12 protein-coding genes are annotated in these 14,003 nt (G+C 70.8%); 7 read left to right on the top strand and 5 right to left on the bottom strand.

The features are described 5' to 3' along the window. Positions 1 to 6: 6 nt before the first annotated feature. From ACWDR4_RS04865 to ACWDR4_RS04855, 3 genes are all read right to left on the bottom strand, one after another. A complete protein-coding gene (locus ACWDR4_RS04865) occupies positions 7 to 1,605 on the bottom strand; it encodes an ABC transporter substrate-binding protein (RefSeq protein WP_450403901.1) in 1,599 nt (532 codons plus the stop codon). Between the two features lie 200 nt (positions 1,606 to 1,805). Further along, a complete protein-coding gene (locus ACWDR4_RS04860) occupies positions 1,806 to 2,828 on the bottom strand; it encodes a LacI family DNA-binding transcriptional regulator (protein ID WP_450403899.1) in 1,023 nt (340 codons plus the stop codon). A 6-nt stretch (positions 2,829 to 2,834) separates the two neighbouring features. Beyond that, entirely contained in the window at positions 2,835 to 5,753 is a 2,919-nt protein-coding gene (locus ACWDR4_RS04855) for an aminotransferase (protein ID WP_450403897.1), read from the bottom strand. Between the two features lie 216 nt (positions 5,754 to 5,969). Here ACWDR4_RS04855 and ACWDR4_RS04850 point away from each other — a divergent pair, with 216 nt between their 5' ends. From ACWDR4_RS04850 to ACWDR4_RS04835, 4 genes are all read left to right on the top strand, one after another. Further along, on the top strand, positions 5,970 to 7,016 hold the full coding sequence (locus tag ACWDR4_RS04850) for an iron-siderophore ABC transporter substrate-binding protein (RefSeq protein ID WP_450403896.1): 1,047 nt from the start codon (positions 5,970 to 5,972) through the stop codon (positions 7,014 to 7,016). 68 nt (positions 7,017 to 7,084) lie between these two features. Continuing rightward, positions 7,085 to 8,008, top strand: a complete 924-nt coding sequence (locus ACWDR4_RS04845; protein ID WP_450404061.1) for a FecCD family ABC transporter permease — start codon at positions 7,085 to 7,087, stop codon at positions 8,006 to 8,008. Beyond that, positions 8,005 to 9,069, top strand: a complete 1,065-nt coding sequence (locus ACWDR4_RS04840; protein ID WP_450403893.1) for a FecCD family ABC transporter permease — start codon at positions 8,005 to 8,007, stop codon at positions 9,067 to 9,069. Before ACWDR4_RS04845 ends, ACWDR4_RS04840 begins: the two co-directional genes overlap by 4 nt. Next, on the top strand, positions 9,066 to 9,872 hold the full coding sequence (locus tag ACWDR4_RS04835) for an ABC transporter ATP-binding protein (RefSeq protein WP_450403891.1): 807 nt from the start codon (positions 9,066 to 9,068) through the stop codon (positions 9,870 to 9,872). Before ACWDR4_RS04840 ends, ACWDR4_RS04835 begins: the two co-directional genes overlap by 4 nt. Here the strand turns inward: ACWDR4_RS04835 and ACWDR4_RS04830 are convergent. Then, a complete protein-coding gene (locus tag ACWDR4_RS04830; protein ID WP_450403889.1) occupies positions 9,869 to 10,396 on the bottom strand; it encodes a GbsR/MarR family transcriptional regulator in 528 nt (175 codons plus the stop codon). The two genes, ACWDR4_RS04835 and ACWDR4_RS04830, sit on opposite strands and share 4 nt — an antisense overlap. A gap of 182 nt (positions 10,397 to 10,578) precedes the next feature. Continuing rightward, positions 10,579 to 10,902: a putative PEP-binding protein gene (locus ACWDR4_RS04825; RefSeq protein WP_450403886.1), complete on the bottom strand. Its 324-nt coding sequence runs from the start codon at positions 10,900 to 10,902 to the stop codon at positions 10,579 to 10,581. A gap of 207 nt (positions 10,903 to 11,109) precedes the next feature. Here ACWDR4_RS04825 and ACWDR4_RS04820 point away from each other — a divergent pair, with 207 nt between their 5' ends. The 3 genes from ACWDR4_RS04820 (at position 11,110) to ACWDR4_RS04810 (ending at position 13,898) form a co-directional block, all read left to right on the top strand. After that, positions 11,110 to 11,379, top strand: a complete 270-nt coding sequence (locus ACWDR4_RS04820; protein WP_450403884.1) for a PTS transporter subunit EIIB — start codon at positions 11,110 to 11,112, stop codon at positions 11,377 to 11,379. Between the two features lie 475 nt (positions 11,380 to 11,854). After that, positions 11,855 to 12,718 carry a helix-turn-helix transcriptional regulator gene (locus tag ACWDR4_RS04815; protein ID WP_450403883.1) on the top strand — a complete coding sequence of 288 codons (864 nt, stop codon included), beginning with the start codon at positions 11,855 to 11,857 and terminating at the stop codon, positions 12,716 to 12,718. A 274-nt stretch (positions 12,719 to 12,992) separates the two neighbouring features. Then, a complete protein-coding gene (locus tag ACWDR4_RS04810) occupies positions 12,993 to 13,898 on the top strand; it encodes a hypothetical protein (protein WP_450403881.1) in 906 nt (301 codons plus the stop codon). Positions 13,899 to 14,003: the final 105 nt, after the last annotated feature.

Genomic DNA, 14,003 nt, shown 5'->3' with positions numbered 1-14,003 from the left:
GGCCGGCTACTTCGCGCCCGGGAGCGTGTAGGAGGTGAGGTCGCGCAGGAAGTTGCCGTAGCCCTCGGCGGCGCGCAGGGTGGGGCTGACCTGGTCGGTGCGGTAGCCGATGACGGAGGGGCGGGTCACCAGGGGCAGCATCTGGGCGGCGGTGTCGACGCGGGCGCACAGGTCGGCGAGGGTCTTGGTGCGGGCGCTGCCGTCGGGCTGGCTCGCGGCCTTGTCGATGAGAGCGTCGAGGGTCTTGTCGTCGTTGAGGAAGGTGCCGGAGAAGCCGGCGATGACGGGGTTCCACCAGCGGGACACCATGGAGGCGTCGACGTATCCGGCGAACCAGCCGATGGCGAGGTCGAAGTCGGGCTTCGCGCCGAACACCTTGGCGCCGTAGGTGGTGTCGTCGTACTTCTGGATCCTGACGGAGACACCGGCCTCGGCGAGCTGCTGCTGGATGACCTGGGCGATCTGACCGACGGCGGGCTCGGACGTGTAGACGGCGAGGCGCAGGGTGCCGATGTTCTTCAGGGGAGCGGTGTCGCCGGTCTCGGCGGGGAGCTTCGCGGGGTCGCAGGCGCCGGGCAGGACGCTCGGGGTGACGCCGGTGGGCTGGGCCTGGCCGCCGAGGGCGACGGAGGCGATCTCCTCGCGGTTCAGGGCGCTGTCGAGGGCGAATCTGATCTTCTCGTCGGCGAGTGGTGAGTCGGGGTTCTTCGAGTTCTGGATCAGGTAATAGAAGTCGCTGTTGGTCTGGCTGACGACCTTTGCGTTCTTCGTGCCGGTCAACTGGTCCATGGAGTCGACGTTGTTGAAGTTCACGAAGGCCGCGCTGCCATTGCGCAGGGCGGCGAGCCGGGCGGCTTCCTGCGGCACGATCTCGATCTTCAGATCGCTGATGCGGACGTTTTTCGTGTCGCGGTAGGACGAGTTGCGGGTGAAGTTCCAGTACTGGTCCTGCTTGTGGTTCCTCACCACGAACGGGCCGGTGCCCAGCATTTCCTTCTGCGGGTCGAGCGAGCCGTTGTCGATCTCCTTCATGGGGAGGATCGCGGCGGGGGTGTTGGCGAGCGCGGCGAGGAACGGGGTGTAGGCCTTGGTGAGTTCGACGGTCACCTGGTCCGTGCCCGTGGCCTTCACGGACTTCACCGGGCCGAGCTGGGCGGCGTAGGCGGCCTTGGACTTCAGCAGCCGCTGGATGCTGCCGACGACGTCGGCGGGGGTGAGCGCGCGGCCGTTGGAGAAGGTCACGCCCTTGCGGAGGGTGAAGACGTAGGTGGTGGCGTCGGGCTGTCTCCAGGAGCTGGCCAGCAGGGGCTCGATGCCGAACTTGGGGTCGACGGTCACCAGGGGCTCGTAGACGAGGGACTCGATCGACCAGGAGCGGGCGGTGGCGGCGGTCTGCGGGTCGAGACCGCCGGCCTCCACGGAGTCGTAGTCGAGCTGGACGGTGAGCGGCCCGGAGCCCTTCAGGGAAGTGTCGGACTCCGCGAGGTAACCGGACTTCGACGCCTTGCCGGCGGCGTCGGCATCGGTCGTGGCGGGTGCGGAACAGGATGTCATGGCGGCCGAAAGAGCGACGGAACACCCGATGACGACAGCTGATCTTCGCATTCCCGCTCCTCCTTTCCGGAGAGTTTGCCGGATCGTTCCGGCATGTGCAGTGAAGTTAGTCCCGGCGATTATCCGCGTCAATGAATTGCGGGGAACTAAATCTGACCGAAACAAAGGCTGCCAAGCTGCAATTACAGCAGGGCAGGGGGTAATTGCCAAACACCCACTGGATGTTCGGAAATCACCTGTTCATCGAGCTATTACGGGCGCGTGGACGCCCGGACGTGCATCTCGACGGGAAGGGGACGCACGGTCCCCCGCGGTGTCTCGCCGGCGAGGATCTCGCAGAGCAGCCGGGCGCACTCGGCGCCCATGGTCCGCGGCCGTAGGTCGACCGCGGTGATCGGGGGTTCCGCCGTGCGCATGGCGGAGCTGTCGACGCAGGAGGCGAGGAGCAGGTCCTGGCCCACCGTGCGTCCGGCGGCGCGCAGTTCGGGCAGTACGGCCGCGGCGGCGCCGTCCGCGGCGCACACGATCGCGTCGATGTCCGGCGTCCGCGCGAGCAGTTGCCGTACGGCGGCTTGCAGCACGTCGGGCGGGGAGCCGAACGGCTCCTTGCTGACGAGTTCGGGCAGGCCGCGCTCGGCGCACCAGCGGGCGTGGGTCCGCTGGAGGGTGAGGGCCCAGTCGCCGGTGGTGTCCGACGCGACGAACGCCGGGCGGCGGGCGCCGGACGCGTAGAGATGGTCGAGGAGTTCGGTCATCGACGCGTCGTGGTCGGACCGTACGACCCCGGTGGGCTCACGGTCGCCGACGTACCGCTCGGCCGTGACGACCGGCAGTCCGCTGCTCATCAGCTGCTCGACGAACGGGTCCTCGGCCATCGGGTCGCACAGCACCAGGCCGTCGACCTGCGGGATCGCACCACGTCGGTGCGGGAGGTGTCCGGAGGACAGCAAGGTGACGTTGAGTCCGGCGCGGGCCGCCTGTTCGGCGACGCCGAAGACGAACGACATGTAGTACTCGGCGCTGGTCAGGAACTCGGGGATGTGCAGCGCGATGGTCTCGGTCACCGAGGTGCGCAGGCTGCGGGCGGTGCGGTTGGGCGCGTAGCCGAGCCGCTCGGCCGCCTCCAGGACCGCCCTGCGGGTGGGTCCCGACACTCGGCCGTGTCCTCGAAGCGCGTCCGACGCGGTGGTCTTGGAGACCGCCGCCTCCCGGGCCACGTCGGCGATGGTGGGCGCGTCGGGTCCGGGTGGCAGGTCAGGAATCCTGGTCGGCATGGCGGGTCACCAACCGTGGGTGAGGACGTCGTCGAGGGCGGCGGCGAACACGTCCGCGCTGTCCCGGGTCAGGCACAGCGGCGGCTTGATCTTCAGCACGCACTGCCGGTCGGAGGTCGGCTGCATGATCACGCCGAGTTCACGCAGCCGCTCGCAGATCGCGGCCGTCTCCTCGGTCGCGGGTTCCAGGGTCGTACGGTCGCGCACGAACTCCACGCCCAGGTAGAGGCCCGAGCCGTGCACGGCGCCGATCAGCGGGTGCCGGTCGGCGAGTTCGACGAGCCGTTCCTTCAAGTAGCCGCCCACGTCACGGGCGTTGGCCTGGAGGTCCTCGTCGCGAAGGACGTCGAGGACGGTCAGGCCGACGACCGAGCTGACGGGGCTGCCGCCGGAGGAGGAGAAGAAGTAGCCCTGGGTGCGGTAGGCGTCAGCGATCTCGCGTCGGGTGATCACCGCACCGAGCGGGTGTCCGTTGCCCATGGCCTTGGCCACGGTCACAACGTCCGGTACGGCGCCCTGCTGCTCGAAGCCCCAGAAGTGGGTGCCGAGCCGGCCGTAGCCGACCTGCACCTCGTCGGCGATGCAGAGGCCGCCGACGGCGCGGGTGGCTTCGTAGACCTGCTTCAGGTAGCCGTCGGGGAGGGCCATCCCACCGGCGTTGCCGTAGTACGGCTCGCACACGAAGGCAGCGGGTGCGCGGCCCTCGGCGGCGAGTTCGGTGATCCGGGCGGCGGCCTCGGGGCCGTAGCGCCAGGCCTCCTCGCCCCGGTAGCGGCCCCGGTAGGTGTTGGGCGCCGCGACCGTGTGCACCCAATCGGGGCGTGAGGAAAGGGCGCCCGGGTTGTCGGCGACGGACGTCGAGACGGCGTCGCTCGCGAAGGTCCAGCCATGGTAGGCCTCCTCCACGGCGACGACGTCCTGCCGTCCGGTGGTCGCCCAGGCGAGCCTGAGCGCGAGGTCGACCGCCTCGGAGCCGCTGTTCACCAGGAACACGGTGTCGAGTTCGGCGGGGAGCAGTTCGGTGAGCCGTTCGGAGAGTTCGACCACCGAGGCGTAGTGGAAGCGGGAGTTGGTGTTGAGCCGTTGCCACTGGCGGTGGACGGCGTCGCTCAGGGCGGGGTGGCCGTGGCCGAGGACGGTCACGTTGTTGAGCATGTCGAGGTAGCCGCGGGCCTCAGTGTCGACCAGGTACTGGCGCCAGCCGCGCTCGATGCGGGGCGGTGCCTCGTAGTAGTGCTCCTGGACGGTGGCGAGGGAGTTGTTGCGGCGCTCCAGCAACTCCGGTTCTTCGCTTGATGGTTCGGGAGCGGCGGTGAACAGGAGTGCGGTGGGGTCCGGGCAGACATCGAGCCAACCGGCGGCGAGGTCGGGGGTGGCGAAGCGGGGCGGGCGCAGGCCGGGAAGCCGGGAGAGTTGGACGTGCAACCGGTGGCCGCCGTCGTCGGCGGCGATCGTGCCGAGCAACTGGCCGGGCTTGACGGGACCGGAGGGCAGGGGGCCGGTGTCGAGGCCGTCCAGGATCAGGTCCGGGCCGATATCCTGACGGAGTGTCACCACCCGGTCGGCGTCCCGGGTGAGCGTGCCCTCCCAGGGCGCGCAGACCTCCAGCGGGCCGGTGACGTACAGCTCCACGCCGAGTGCGCAGGTCCCGGGCAGGGTCCCGGTGTCGACGGTCGTGCGGGTCAGCCGGTACTCGCCGTGCCGGGTCCGTACGGCCTGATGGTCCGTCAACATCGCGGAGGCGAGGGCGTGTTCGACGTCGGCGTCCTGCCAGCGGCCGGTGTGCAGCTCGTCGGCGAGCACCGAGAGGTCGAGGGCGGGTACGGCGTCGGGGAGGGCGGGCAGCAGGCGGTCGCCGGTGAGCGGTGCGGAGGTCGCCGACAGGCCCAGCGCGTCCCGGAGTTGTGCCGTCATCACCTGCGCCGGGACGTCGGTCGCGACCTCGAACATCGTCCACTCGCGGTCCAGCGCGGCCGAGGCGTAGCCGTTGTCCGGGTCGAGCCTCACGTCGTACTGGCCGCTGACCACCAGGACTGCCGCGCGCAGCACGATCAGCGGCCAGAGCACGGCGATCTCGTCGTCGCCGAGCGGGCGTTCCATGTGAAAAGCGCGTACGGCGGGCAGTACGGACGCCGGGCCCGCCCCGTGGTGGTGCAGGACAGAGGTGCAGGCGACGGCCAGTTCCGCGACTGTCCAGCCGAGGCCCAGGTCACCGAAGTCGATCACGCCGACGGGCAGGGGGCGGCCGTCGGGGGCGGTCTCGCAGACCACGTTGTTGTCGGTGATGTCGCCGTGGACGACCTGGGTCGGCAGTCGGTCGGCGTACGGCTCGACCAGGGCGTGCGCGGCGCGTGCGGCTCGGAGCACCCGCTGGGCGCGGAGTTGGTCGGGCAGGTGCGGGGCGAGGGTCTCGACCACCGGGAGCGCGTTGCGCAGGTCCCACAGCCGGACCCGGTCCGGTTCGGCGGCGTCGAGACCGGCCAGGGCGGCGGCGACCTGTCCGGCGATGCCACCCAGCCGGGCGACGACCGACGGGGCGAGGTAGCGGCTGTCCATGATCGGCTCGCCGGGGACGAAGTCCAGGAGCAGACAGGCGAGTTCGGAGCCGTCGGCGCTGAGCGACTGGAGCTGGTCACCGTCCACCCCGGGCCGGGCCCGCGGGAGCCTCAACTCCGGGAGCGCCGTAGCCAGTTCGTCGATGGCCACGCACTGTGCGCGCAGCGCGGCGGGGGCGGTGGCCGGGTTGGCGATCTTCAGGACGTGTTCACCGGTGGCGGTGCGCACCCGGTAGTTCTGGTCCTGCTGGCTGCCCAGCGGCTGGAGCGTGCCCCGCACCCCGAACCGCTCGGCGAGCAGCGCGAGCACGTCGGCCTCGTCGACCTGGGCGATCGGCTCGACGAGCCAGTCGGCGGAGGGAAGACCCATGGGTGGCACCGCTTCTCCTGCGTATGTCTCTTGCCTGCGGCTCTATGCCTTGCGCGTCTCCGGCATGCCGGAACGTTCCGGCAAACGTAGATCCGACATCCCGGCGCGTCAATGGCATCGGAGACATTTCAAAAAAATTGAAAGTTCGGGGTTGGTAAGGCTACCCTCACCTCGCCCCCGCCGCTCAGCGGCCACTCGTACCTCCTGGATGGCGTCATGAGAGTCCCCTCCCTCAGAAGAACCCTGGCTGCCTGCACAGCCTCCGCCCTGCTCGTACTGACGGGCTGTGCGGACTCCGACTCCGACTCCGCCGGTTCGTCGGAGTCCTCCTCCTCGGCGTCCGCCGCCGCCTTCCCCGTGAGCATCGAGCACGCCTTCGGTACGACGGTGATCGAGAAGAAGCCGGCGCGCGTCGCCACGATCGTGTGGAGCAACCACGACGCCGCGCTCGCTCTGGGCGTCGTCCCCGTCGGCATACCGAAGCAGACGTACGGCGACCAGGACGGCGACGGCGTCCTGTCGTGGACCACGAAGAAGCTCACGGAGCTGAAGGCCGACACCCCGGTGTTGTTCGACGAGTCCGACGGCCTGGACTTCGAGGCGATAGCCGACACCCGCCCGGACGTGATCCTCGCCGCCCACTCCGGCCTCTCCAAGGCCGACTACACCACCCTCAGCGAGATCGCCCCGACCGTCTCCTACCCCGACACCGCGTACGGCACGACCTGGCGGGACACCGTCCGGCTCGACGCCGAGGCGCTGGGCCTCGCCTCGGAGGGCGACGCGCTCGTCGCGAGCCTGGAGAAGTCGATCGACGAGGCGGCCGCGAGCCACCCCACGATCGCGGGCCGTACCGCGCTGGTCGGCTATGTCGACCCCAAGGACTTCAGCAGCGTCGGCTATTACACCACCCACGACGCCCGGAACCAGTTCTCCGTCGACCTCGGCATGAAGTACCCGGACAGCCTGACGGAACTGTCCGCGAAGACCGACGAGTTCTACGCCACCCTCAGCGCGGAGAAGGCCGACGTCTTCGACGACGTCGACATCTTCGTCACCTACGGCGACGACAAGCTCCTGGGCAGGCTCCAGAAGGACCCGCTGCTCGGCAAGATCCCGGCGATCGCCAAGGGCGCCGTCGTCATCCTGGAGGACAACTCCGAGCTGGCCGCCGCACTCTCCCCGCCCACCGCGCTCACCATCCCGGCCACCACCGACGAGTACGCCGGTCTGCTCGCCTACGCGGCGGCCAACCTCAAGTGAGAGAACGCCCGTCGCTGTGGCTGCCGGCCTGTGTGCTGCTGGTCGCCGTGGCCGCCGTGCTGTCCGTCATGTTCGGCGCCCGGACGGTCTCCCCCGGCGACGCGCTGTCCGCCCTCGTGCACGGCGACGACGGCTCCCTCGCCCGGGCCGCCGTCCGGCAGCGTGTCCCCCGTACGGGGCTCGCGCTGCTGGTCGGGGCGGCGCTGGGCACGGCCGGCGCGGTGATGCAGAGCCTGACCCGCAATCCGCTGGCCGACCCGGGGATCCTCGGCGTCAACGCCGGTGCCGCGCTGGCGGTCGTCTGCGGCATCGCGTACCTCGGCATCAGCGCACCGGAGCAGTACGTGTGGCTGGCGGTCGGCGGGGCGGGGGCGGCAGCCGTGCTCGTGTACGTCATCGGCTCGCGTGGGCGGGGCGGTGCGACGCCGGTCAAGCTGGCGCTGGTCGGGACGATGGTCACGGCCGCGCTGTCCTCACTGGTCAGCGCGGTGCTGCTGCCACGTCTCGACGTGGTGGACACCTTCCGGTTCTGGCAGATCGGCGGGGTGGGCGGCGCGTCGGCGGACGGCATCCTCCAGGTGCTGCCGCTGCTGGGCGTCGGTTTCGTCCTCAGCCTCGCTTCCGCGCGCGGCCTCAACGCGCTCGCCCTCGGCGACGACCTGGCCACCGGCCTGGGTCAACACGTCGCCCGTACCCGCCTGTTGGCGGCCCTCGGGGCGGTCCTGCTGTGCGGGGCGGCGACCGCGGCGGCGGGCCCCATCGGCTTCGTCGGGCTGGTCGTCCCGCACATGGTCCGGCTGCTGACCGGCCCCGACAACCGCTGGGTCCTGCCCCTGTCCGCCCTCACCGGTGCGGCCCTGGTGACCCTCGCCGATGTGACGGGCCGTCTGGTGGCCCGGCCCCAGGACATGGAGGTCGGCATCGTGACGGCGGTCATCGGGGCGCCGGTGTTCATCGCCGTCGCCCGACGGCAGAAGGTACGGGAGCTGTGAGCGAGACCATCAAGGCCGCCTCCGTCGAGGTGATCCGTCGCGGCCGACGGCGCCGGGTCCGCCGTAGACGAACGGTCGTCGTGTGCCTGGCCGCGGTGCTCGCCGCACTGTTCCTCACCAGCCTGTGCGTCGGTCACACCGTCTACTCCCCCTACGACGCCCTGCGCGTCGTCCTCGGCGAGACCGTGCCCGGCGCCTCCTTCACGGTGGGGCGGCTGCGGCTGCCGCGGGCGCTCACCGGGGCGCTGGCCGGGTTCGCGTTCGGGCTGGCCGGGGCGACCTTCCAGACACTGCTGCGGAACATGCTGGCCAGTCCCGACGTCATCGGCATCACGTCGGGGGCGAGTGCCGCGGCCGTTTTCGCGATCATCGTGCTGGGGCTCGGCGGCACGGCGGTTTTCGTGGTCGCCGTACCGGCGGGAGTCCTGGTCGCCCTCGTCATCTACCTGCTCACCTACCGTCAAGGGGTGCTCGGCGCGCGGCTCGTGCTCGTGGGCATCGGGATGGGCGCGCTCCTCAACAGCGTGACCTCGTATCTGCTGCTGCGGGCGCCGGCCTGGGACGTGCAGGAGGCGATGCGCTGGCTGACCGGGAGCCTCGGCTCGGCGTTCTGGGACGGGGTGGGCCCGCTGGCCGCAGGAGTGGTGCCGCTGACGGCCGTACTGCTGGCGCTGGAGCGCCCGCTGACGGCGCTTCAGCTCGGTGACGACAGCGCCCGCGCGCTCGGCACCCGGGTGGAGACCGTACGGCTGGCCCTCGTGCTCGGCGCGGTCGGGCTGACCGCGCTCGCCACCGCGGCGACCGGCCCCATCGCGTTCGTCGCCTTCCTCTCCGGGCCCGTCGCCCAACGGCTGACCGGCGGCAACGGCTCACCGCTGCTGCCGGCCGCACTCACCGGCGCGGTCCTCGTCCTGGCCGCCGACCTCGTCGGCCAGTTCGCCTTCGACACCCGCTTCCCCGTCGGTGTCGTCACCGGAGCCCTGGGCGCGCCCTGCCTGCTGTGGCTGCTGGCCCGGCCGGGCCGTACACGTCTCGCTCGTCGTGCCGAAGGAGTCCTGTGAGCGCCACCCGTACCCTCACCGTCGAGGCCGCCCGCTTCGGCTACGCCGGACGGATCGTCGTCGACGGCCTCGACCTGCGGATCCCGCCGGGCGCGGTGACCGTGATCGTCGGCGCGAACGCCTGCGGCAAGTCCACGCTGCTGCGCGGGATGGCCCGGCTGCTGGCCCCCGAGCGCGGGTCGGTGCTGCTCGACGGCAAGGACATCCATCGCACGCCCACCCGCCAGGTGGCCCGTGCGCTGGGTCTGCTCCCCCAGTCCCCCACGGCGCCCGAGGGCATCGCGGTGGCCGACCTGGTGGCGCGTGGCCGCACCCCGCACCACGGACTGCTGGGCCGCTGGACACCGGCCGACGACGAGGCGGTGGCGCGCGCCCTGACGGCGACGGGTGTGCTGGACCTCGCCGACCGTCCCGTCGACGAGCTCTCCGGCGGACAGCGCCAACGGGTGTGGATCGCGACCGCCCTCGCCCAGGAGACCGACGTCCTGCTGCTCGACGAGCCGACCACCTACCTCGACGTCACCCACCAGGTGGAGGTCCTCGACCTGCTCACCGACCTCAACCGGGACCGGGGCACGACCGTCGTCATGGTCCTGCACGACCTCAACCTCGCCGCCCGGTACGCCGATCACCTCGTCGCCGTGAAGGACGGCGCCCTGTACGCGACGGGCGCCGCGACCGAGGTGGTGACCCCGCGGACCGTGGCGGACGTGTTCGGCCTGCGCGCCGAGGTCATCGAGGATCCGGTGTCGGGCGCCCCACTGGTCCTGCCCGTGGGCAGGCACCACACGCGGGGCGCCTAACTCTCCTTCTCCTGGCCGTCCCGCTCCGCCTTGTACCTGCGCCAGGCGGCGGGCAGTTGCTGTACCTCCAGCAGCCAGCCCAGATAGTCCCGCATGTTGCGGATGCGCTGGTGGGCGGGACCGCCGGGGGCGGTCCCGGCCAGTGCTCGCGCGGCGAGGTCGCGCTGACTGCGGAGATAACCCTGTTCCTTGTCCAGGAAGCCGCCCCAGACGTCCTCGTCCATGACGTAGTAGTGGGCACGGTCGTCGGGGCGCCGCACCCGGCGGACGAATCCCGCCGCGATGAGACTGCGGGTGTACGTCGACACCGAACCGCGGCTGGCTCCGGCCACCTCGGCCAGCTCCTCCGCCGACACGCCCTCGGCCGCGTCACTGACCATCAGATACGCGGCGATACGCCCTTCGATGCGCGAGGACCCCATGCTCTGCCAGTAGTCCGCGAAGCTCTCGATGAACCAGTCCGGGAACGTCTCCCCGGTCCGCTCGTCCATCTCGCCCTTCGGCCCGCCGTCCTGCGGTTCCACTGCTCTGCCTCCCCGGCGCATGATCTTCCGGGGAGCCTAGGGAACATGCCACGACGGAGCAAACGTCGGACGGACCGCCGACGGCCGTCACGGATGCCGAAGCCCTCGCCGGCCTGCCTCTGACGTACCACGGCCGGTGGCGCCGAGTCCGAGCAGCGCCGCCACCTCCGCGTCGGCGAGGGTCAGGGCGGCCCGGTGGGCCTGTGCGGCGGTCGGTGCGGACAGGGCCGCCTCGGCGATCGCCCGGCACCGGACGACGGTGTGGTGACGGAGAGCCATTCCCCGCACACCTCGACCGGCTTGCGCGCGGCGGCCCCGGCGCAGGCGGTCGCCACGACGAGGTCCGGCACTGCGGGCTGCCAGGGGTCCAGCAGATCCGCTGGTTCGCCGCTGACGCGGTCGGCCGCCATCGTGTACTGGGCCAGGTCGTTGGTACCGATGGAGACGAAGTCCACCTCGGCGAGGATCGAGGAGGCCCGGAGCGCGGCGGCCGGTACCTCGAGCATCGCTCCGACGGTCTGCTACACCGTGGGCGCGGGCGAGGCGGGCAAAAGTGCGGGCCGCGTCGCCGGTGGAGATCATCGCAGCCATCACCCAGACGCGGGGGCGGTCCCCCGGCGGCAGCGGGCGGGTGGCCTCGCCCAGGGCCGCGAGCTGCTCTTCGAGGAGTTCGGGCAGCGTACGGACGAGCCGGTGGCCGCGTACGGGGACCCATGCCGGCGCCTAGCGGCAAGCAGGACGCGGGCGCGATTCTTCGTGGCGTCGGGGGCCGGGAGAACGTCAGTCGGCTGACGCACTGCTTCGTCCGGCTTCGATTCCGGCTTCGTGATCCGGCAGCCGCCGACCTCGATGCTCTCCGAGCCCATCCCCTGGTCGCCTTCGCCGTGTGGCAGGCGGACGAGTTGCACGTCTCGCCCCGGCGTGAACTCTTCCGGCTGTTCGCGGAACTCAGCGACGAACTCGGCGACACCGGCACCCCCTGAAGCGATGCCCGGCCGGGCGGGCCGGGTGTCCCCGGCAACGCACCCCGCGCGCACTTGTCGACTGGAGCTACGACCTGTGCCCCCGGCCGAGGTCGTCCACACGGACGCCAGCCGATCCGCTGACGACGCGGATGTCTCCGATGCCACCGCGGAGGGAATCGCGGACGACTGGTACGGACCCGACCAGGAGGAAGGCCTGGCCCGGTTGCGCGCCGAACACGGCAACCTGCGTGCGGCACTTGAGCACAGCGACCCACAGACCACGCGGCCCCTGGACCACGCTGTTCCAGGGCGACCGTCCGGCGGCGAGGCCGAGGTGTCGGCCCGCGCACCACTCGCCGCTGACCGGAGCCCGTCCGCAGGACCGCGATCCATCGTGACGGGTCAGGGCCGTCCTGTTGCGATGCGGTCGTTCGCCTTTTCCTGGGACTGGCAGACCCACCCTCACGAGTCGCGTCGGCGGCATACTGGCGCCGTGACCGACACCCCCCTCGCCATGAGCGACGATCCCCGCCGCGAACTCGCCGAGTTCCTGCGAACCCGCCGAACCCGACTGCGTCCGCAGGACGTCGGCCTGGAGCCGGGCCCGAGGCGGCGCGTCGCCGGGCTGCGGCGGGAGGAGTTGGCCCTGCTGGCCGGGGTGAGTTCGGACTACTACCAGCGCATGGAGCAGGGACGCGACGTACGGCCCTCCGAGCAGGTTCTCGACGCCCTCGCGCGGGCCCTCAACTTCTCCGCCGAGGAGTCCCGGCACCTGCACGGCCTCGCCGCCGCCGCGCGTACCCCGGACCGCCGCCCGCGTCCGTACGAGCCGGAGGAGGTGCCCGACACCACGCTGCGACTGCTGCGCACCATGACCTCGCCCGCCCTGGTGGTCGGCCGTTTCCTGGACGTGCTGGCCTGGAGCCCGCTGGCCGGTGCCCTGCTGGGCGAGTTCACCCAGCAGTCCCAGGAGCAGCGCAACCTGCTGTCGCTGCTCCTGCACCCCGAGGCCGACCAGGCCTGTCCGGAGCGGGCGGCCACGGTCGCAGAACTGATCGGGATGCTGCGGACGCAGGTCGCCGCCGATCCGGGTCACCCGCGCGCCGTCGAACTGGTGGGTGAACTCGCGGTCGGCAGCGACGAGTTCGCTGCCCTGTGGGCCCGCCACGACGTGGAGGAACCGACCCGCGGCCGGATGCGCGTCAACCACCCCCTGGTCGGCGAACTCAACCTGGACTGGGACGCCTACCCGCTGCCGGGCGCTCCCGGCCCCGTCCTCATCATCTGCACCGCCGCCGAACACAGCCCCGACGCCGAGCGACTCCAACTGCTCGCCGGCCTGCTGGGCGCCCGCTGACCCAAGACGGGCCGATGAATGGCGCTGTTTCCCGGCGCCCTGGCCTGCCGTGGACCCACGGGGCTGATCTTGAAGTATCAAGGTTTACTCGGCAGTTGGGACAAATGACTCTGGTGCCGGAAGTGCGCCTCCTCCGAGTATGTGGCCTGTGGGGTTGCTGTGGTCCGAGAGGCTGGTGCAACAAGGCCTGTACACGTCCCCTACCTCTCCAGGGTCCAGTCGGAGGCAATTCCCACGGTCAAAAGGATCACGATCCAGGGAGCAGGCAATGGAAATGACCCCACCCCTCGGCGCTGGACGGGCGTCCGGCGTACGTGCGCACAAGCGCCGTTCCCGATGGCTCAGCGGGAAGTTCCTGGCGCTCTTCCTCGCCGTGGCGACACTGCTGGGCGGCGGAACGTGGTTTGTCTCGTCCCAGGGGCAGCGGGCGAGCGCCGCCGTCGACGACGGCAAGTCCTTCCAGTTCCCGACGGAGAAACTGGATACCGCGATCGCCTACTGGATGAGCCGGGGCTTCCCCTTCGGCAGGCGGACCGACCGCATCGACATGACCGACCCCAACGACCCCACGAACTCGGCAACGAACAGGGTCGGCTTCATCATGCGCGGAGGTTTCTTCCTCGACGCGGCCTCCGGAGATCTGACCGAGTTCATCCGGAACACCCCCGGGACGCAGGAGCCGCAGCTCCTTGAGTACGACATCGACATCCGGCCGACCCGGGGCACGAATCGCGGTGACGAGCGGATCGTCCGGGACAACGTCAACGGCTTCATTTTCTACACCCCCAACCACTACACGGATTTCCACCTCTACCAGTACCTGGAGGGCCCCAACGCATCGGACGTGACCATGCCCGTGCCCGCCCCCGTGTGCCGGGAGAGTGGAGGGGCCATCACCTGCCCCAACCCCACGGCGGGCGCCGCCGATCTGCAGGTCACGGAGGAGACGCCCACCGCCGAGGAACTGGCCGACCAGCCCGCCGAAGGGCCGACGACCCCCGGTCCCGACAGCAACGACGCCCCCGTCAACAATCCGGAGTTCGAATCAACGAACAGTGACCTCCTGGGGATAGCGCAGCAGAGGGGCGACAACCAGGCGTCGGAGTGGGCGGTCCTCATCACCGCCCTCTGGAAGCTGTTCCTGGACCCCAGTAACAGCAGCCCCAAGACCGAGCTGTGAGCCCCGGCCCGATCGTTTCACCCGGGCCTTTGGGCCCGGAGACCGAGGTGCCGACCGACTTCCACCTCACCCACCTGGCCGGCCGGGCAGCCCGGCGGGCGCATC

It is taken from the genome of Streptomyces sp. NPDC000878 (assembly GCF_053599695.1).
The sequence above is the reverse complement of the archived record's forward strand: the minus strand, read 5'-3'. Positions and strand labels throughout refer to the sequence as shown.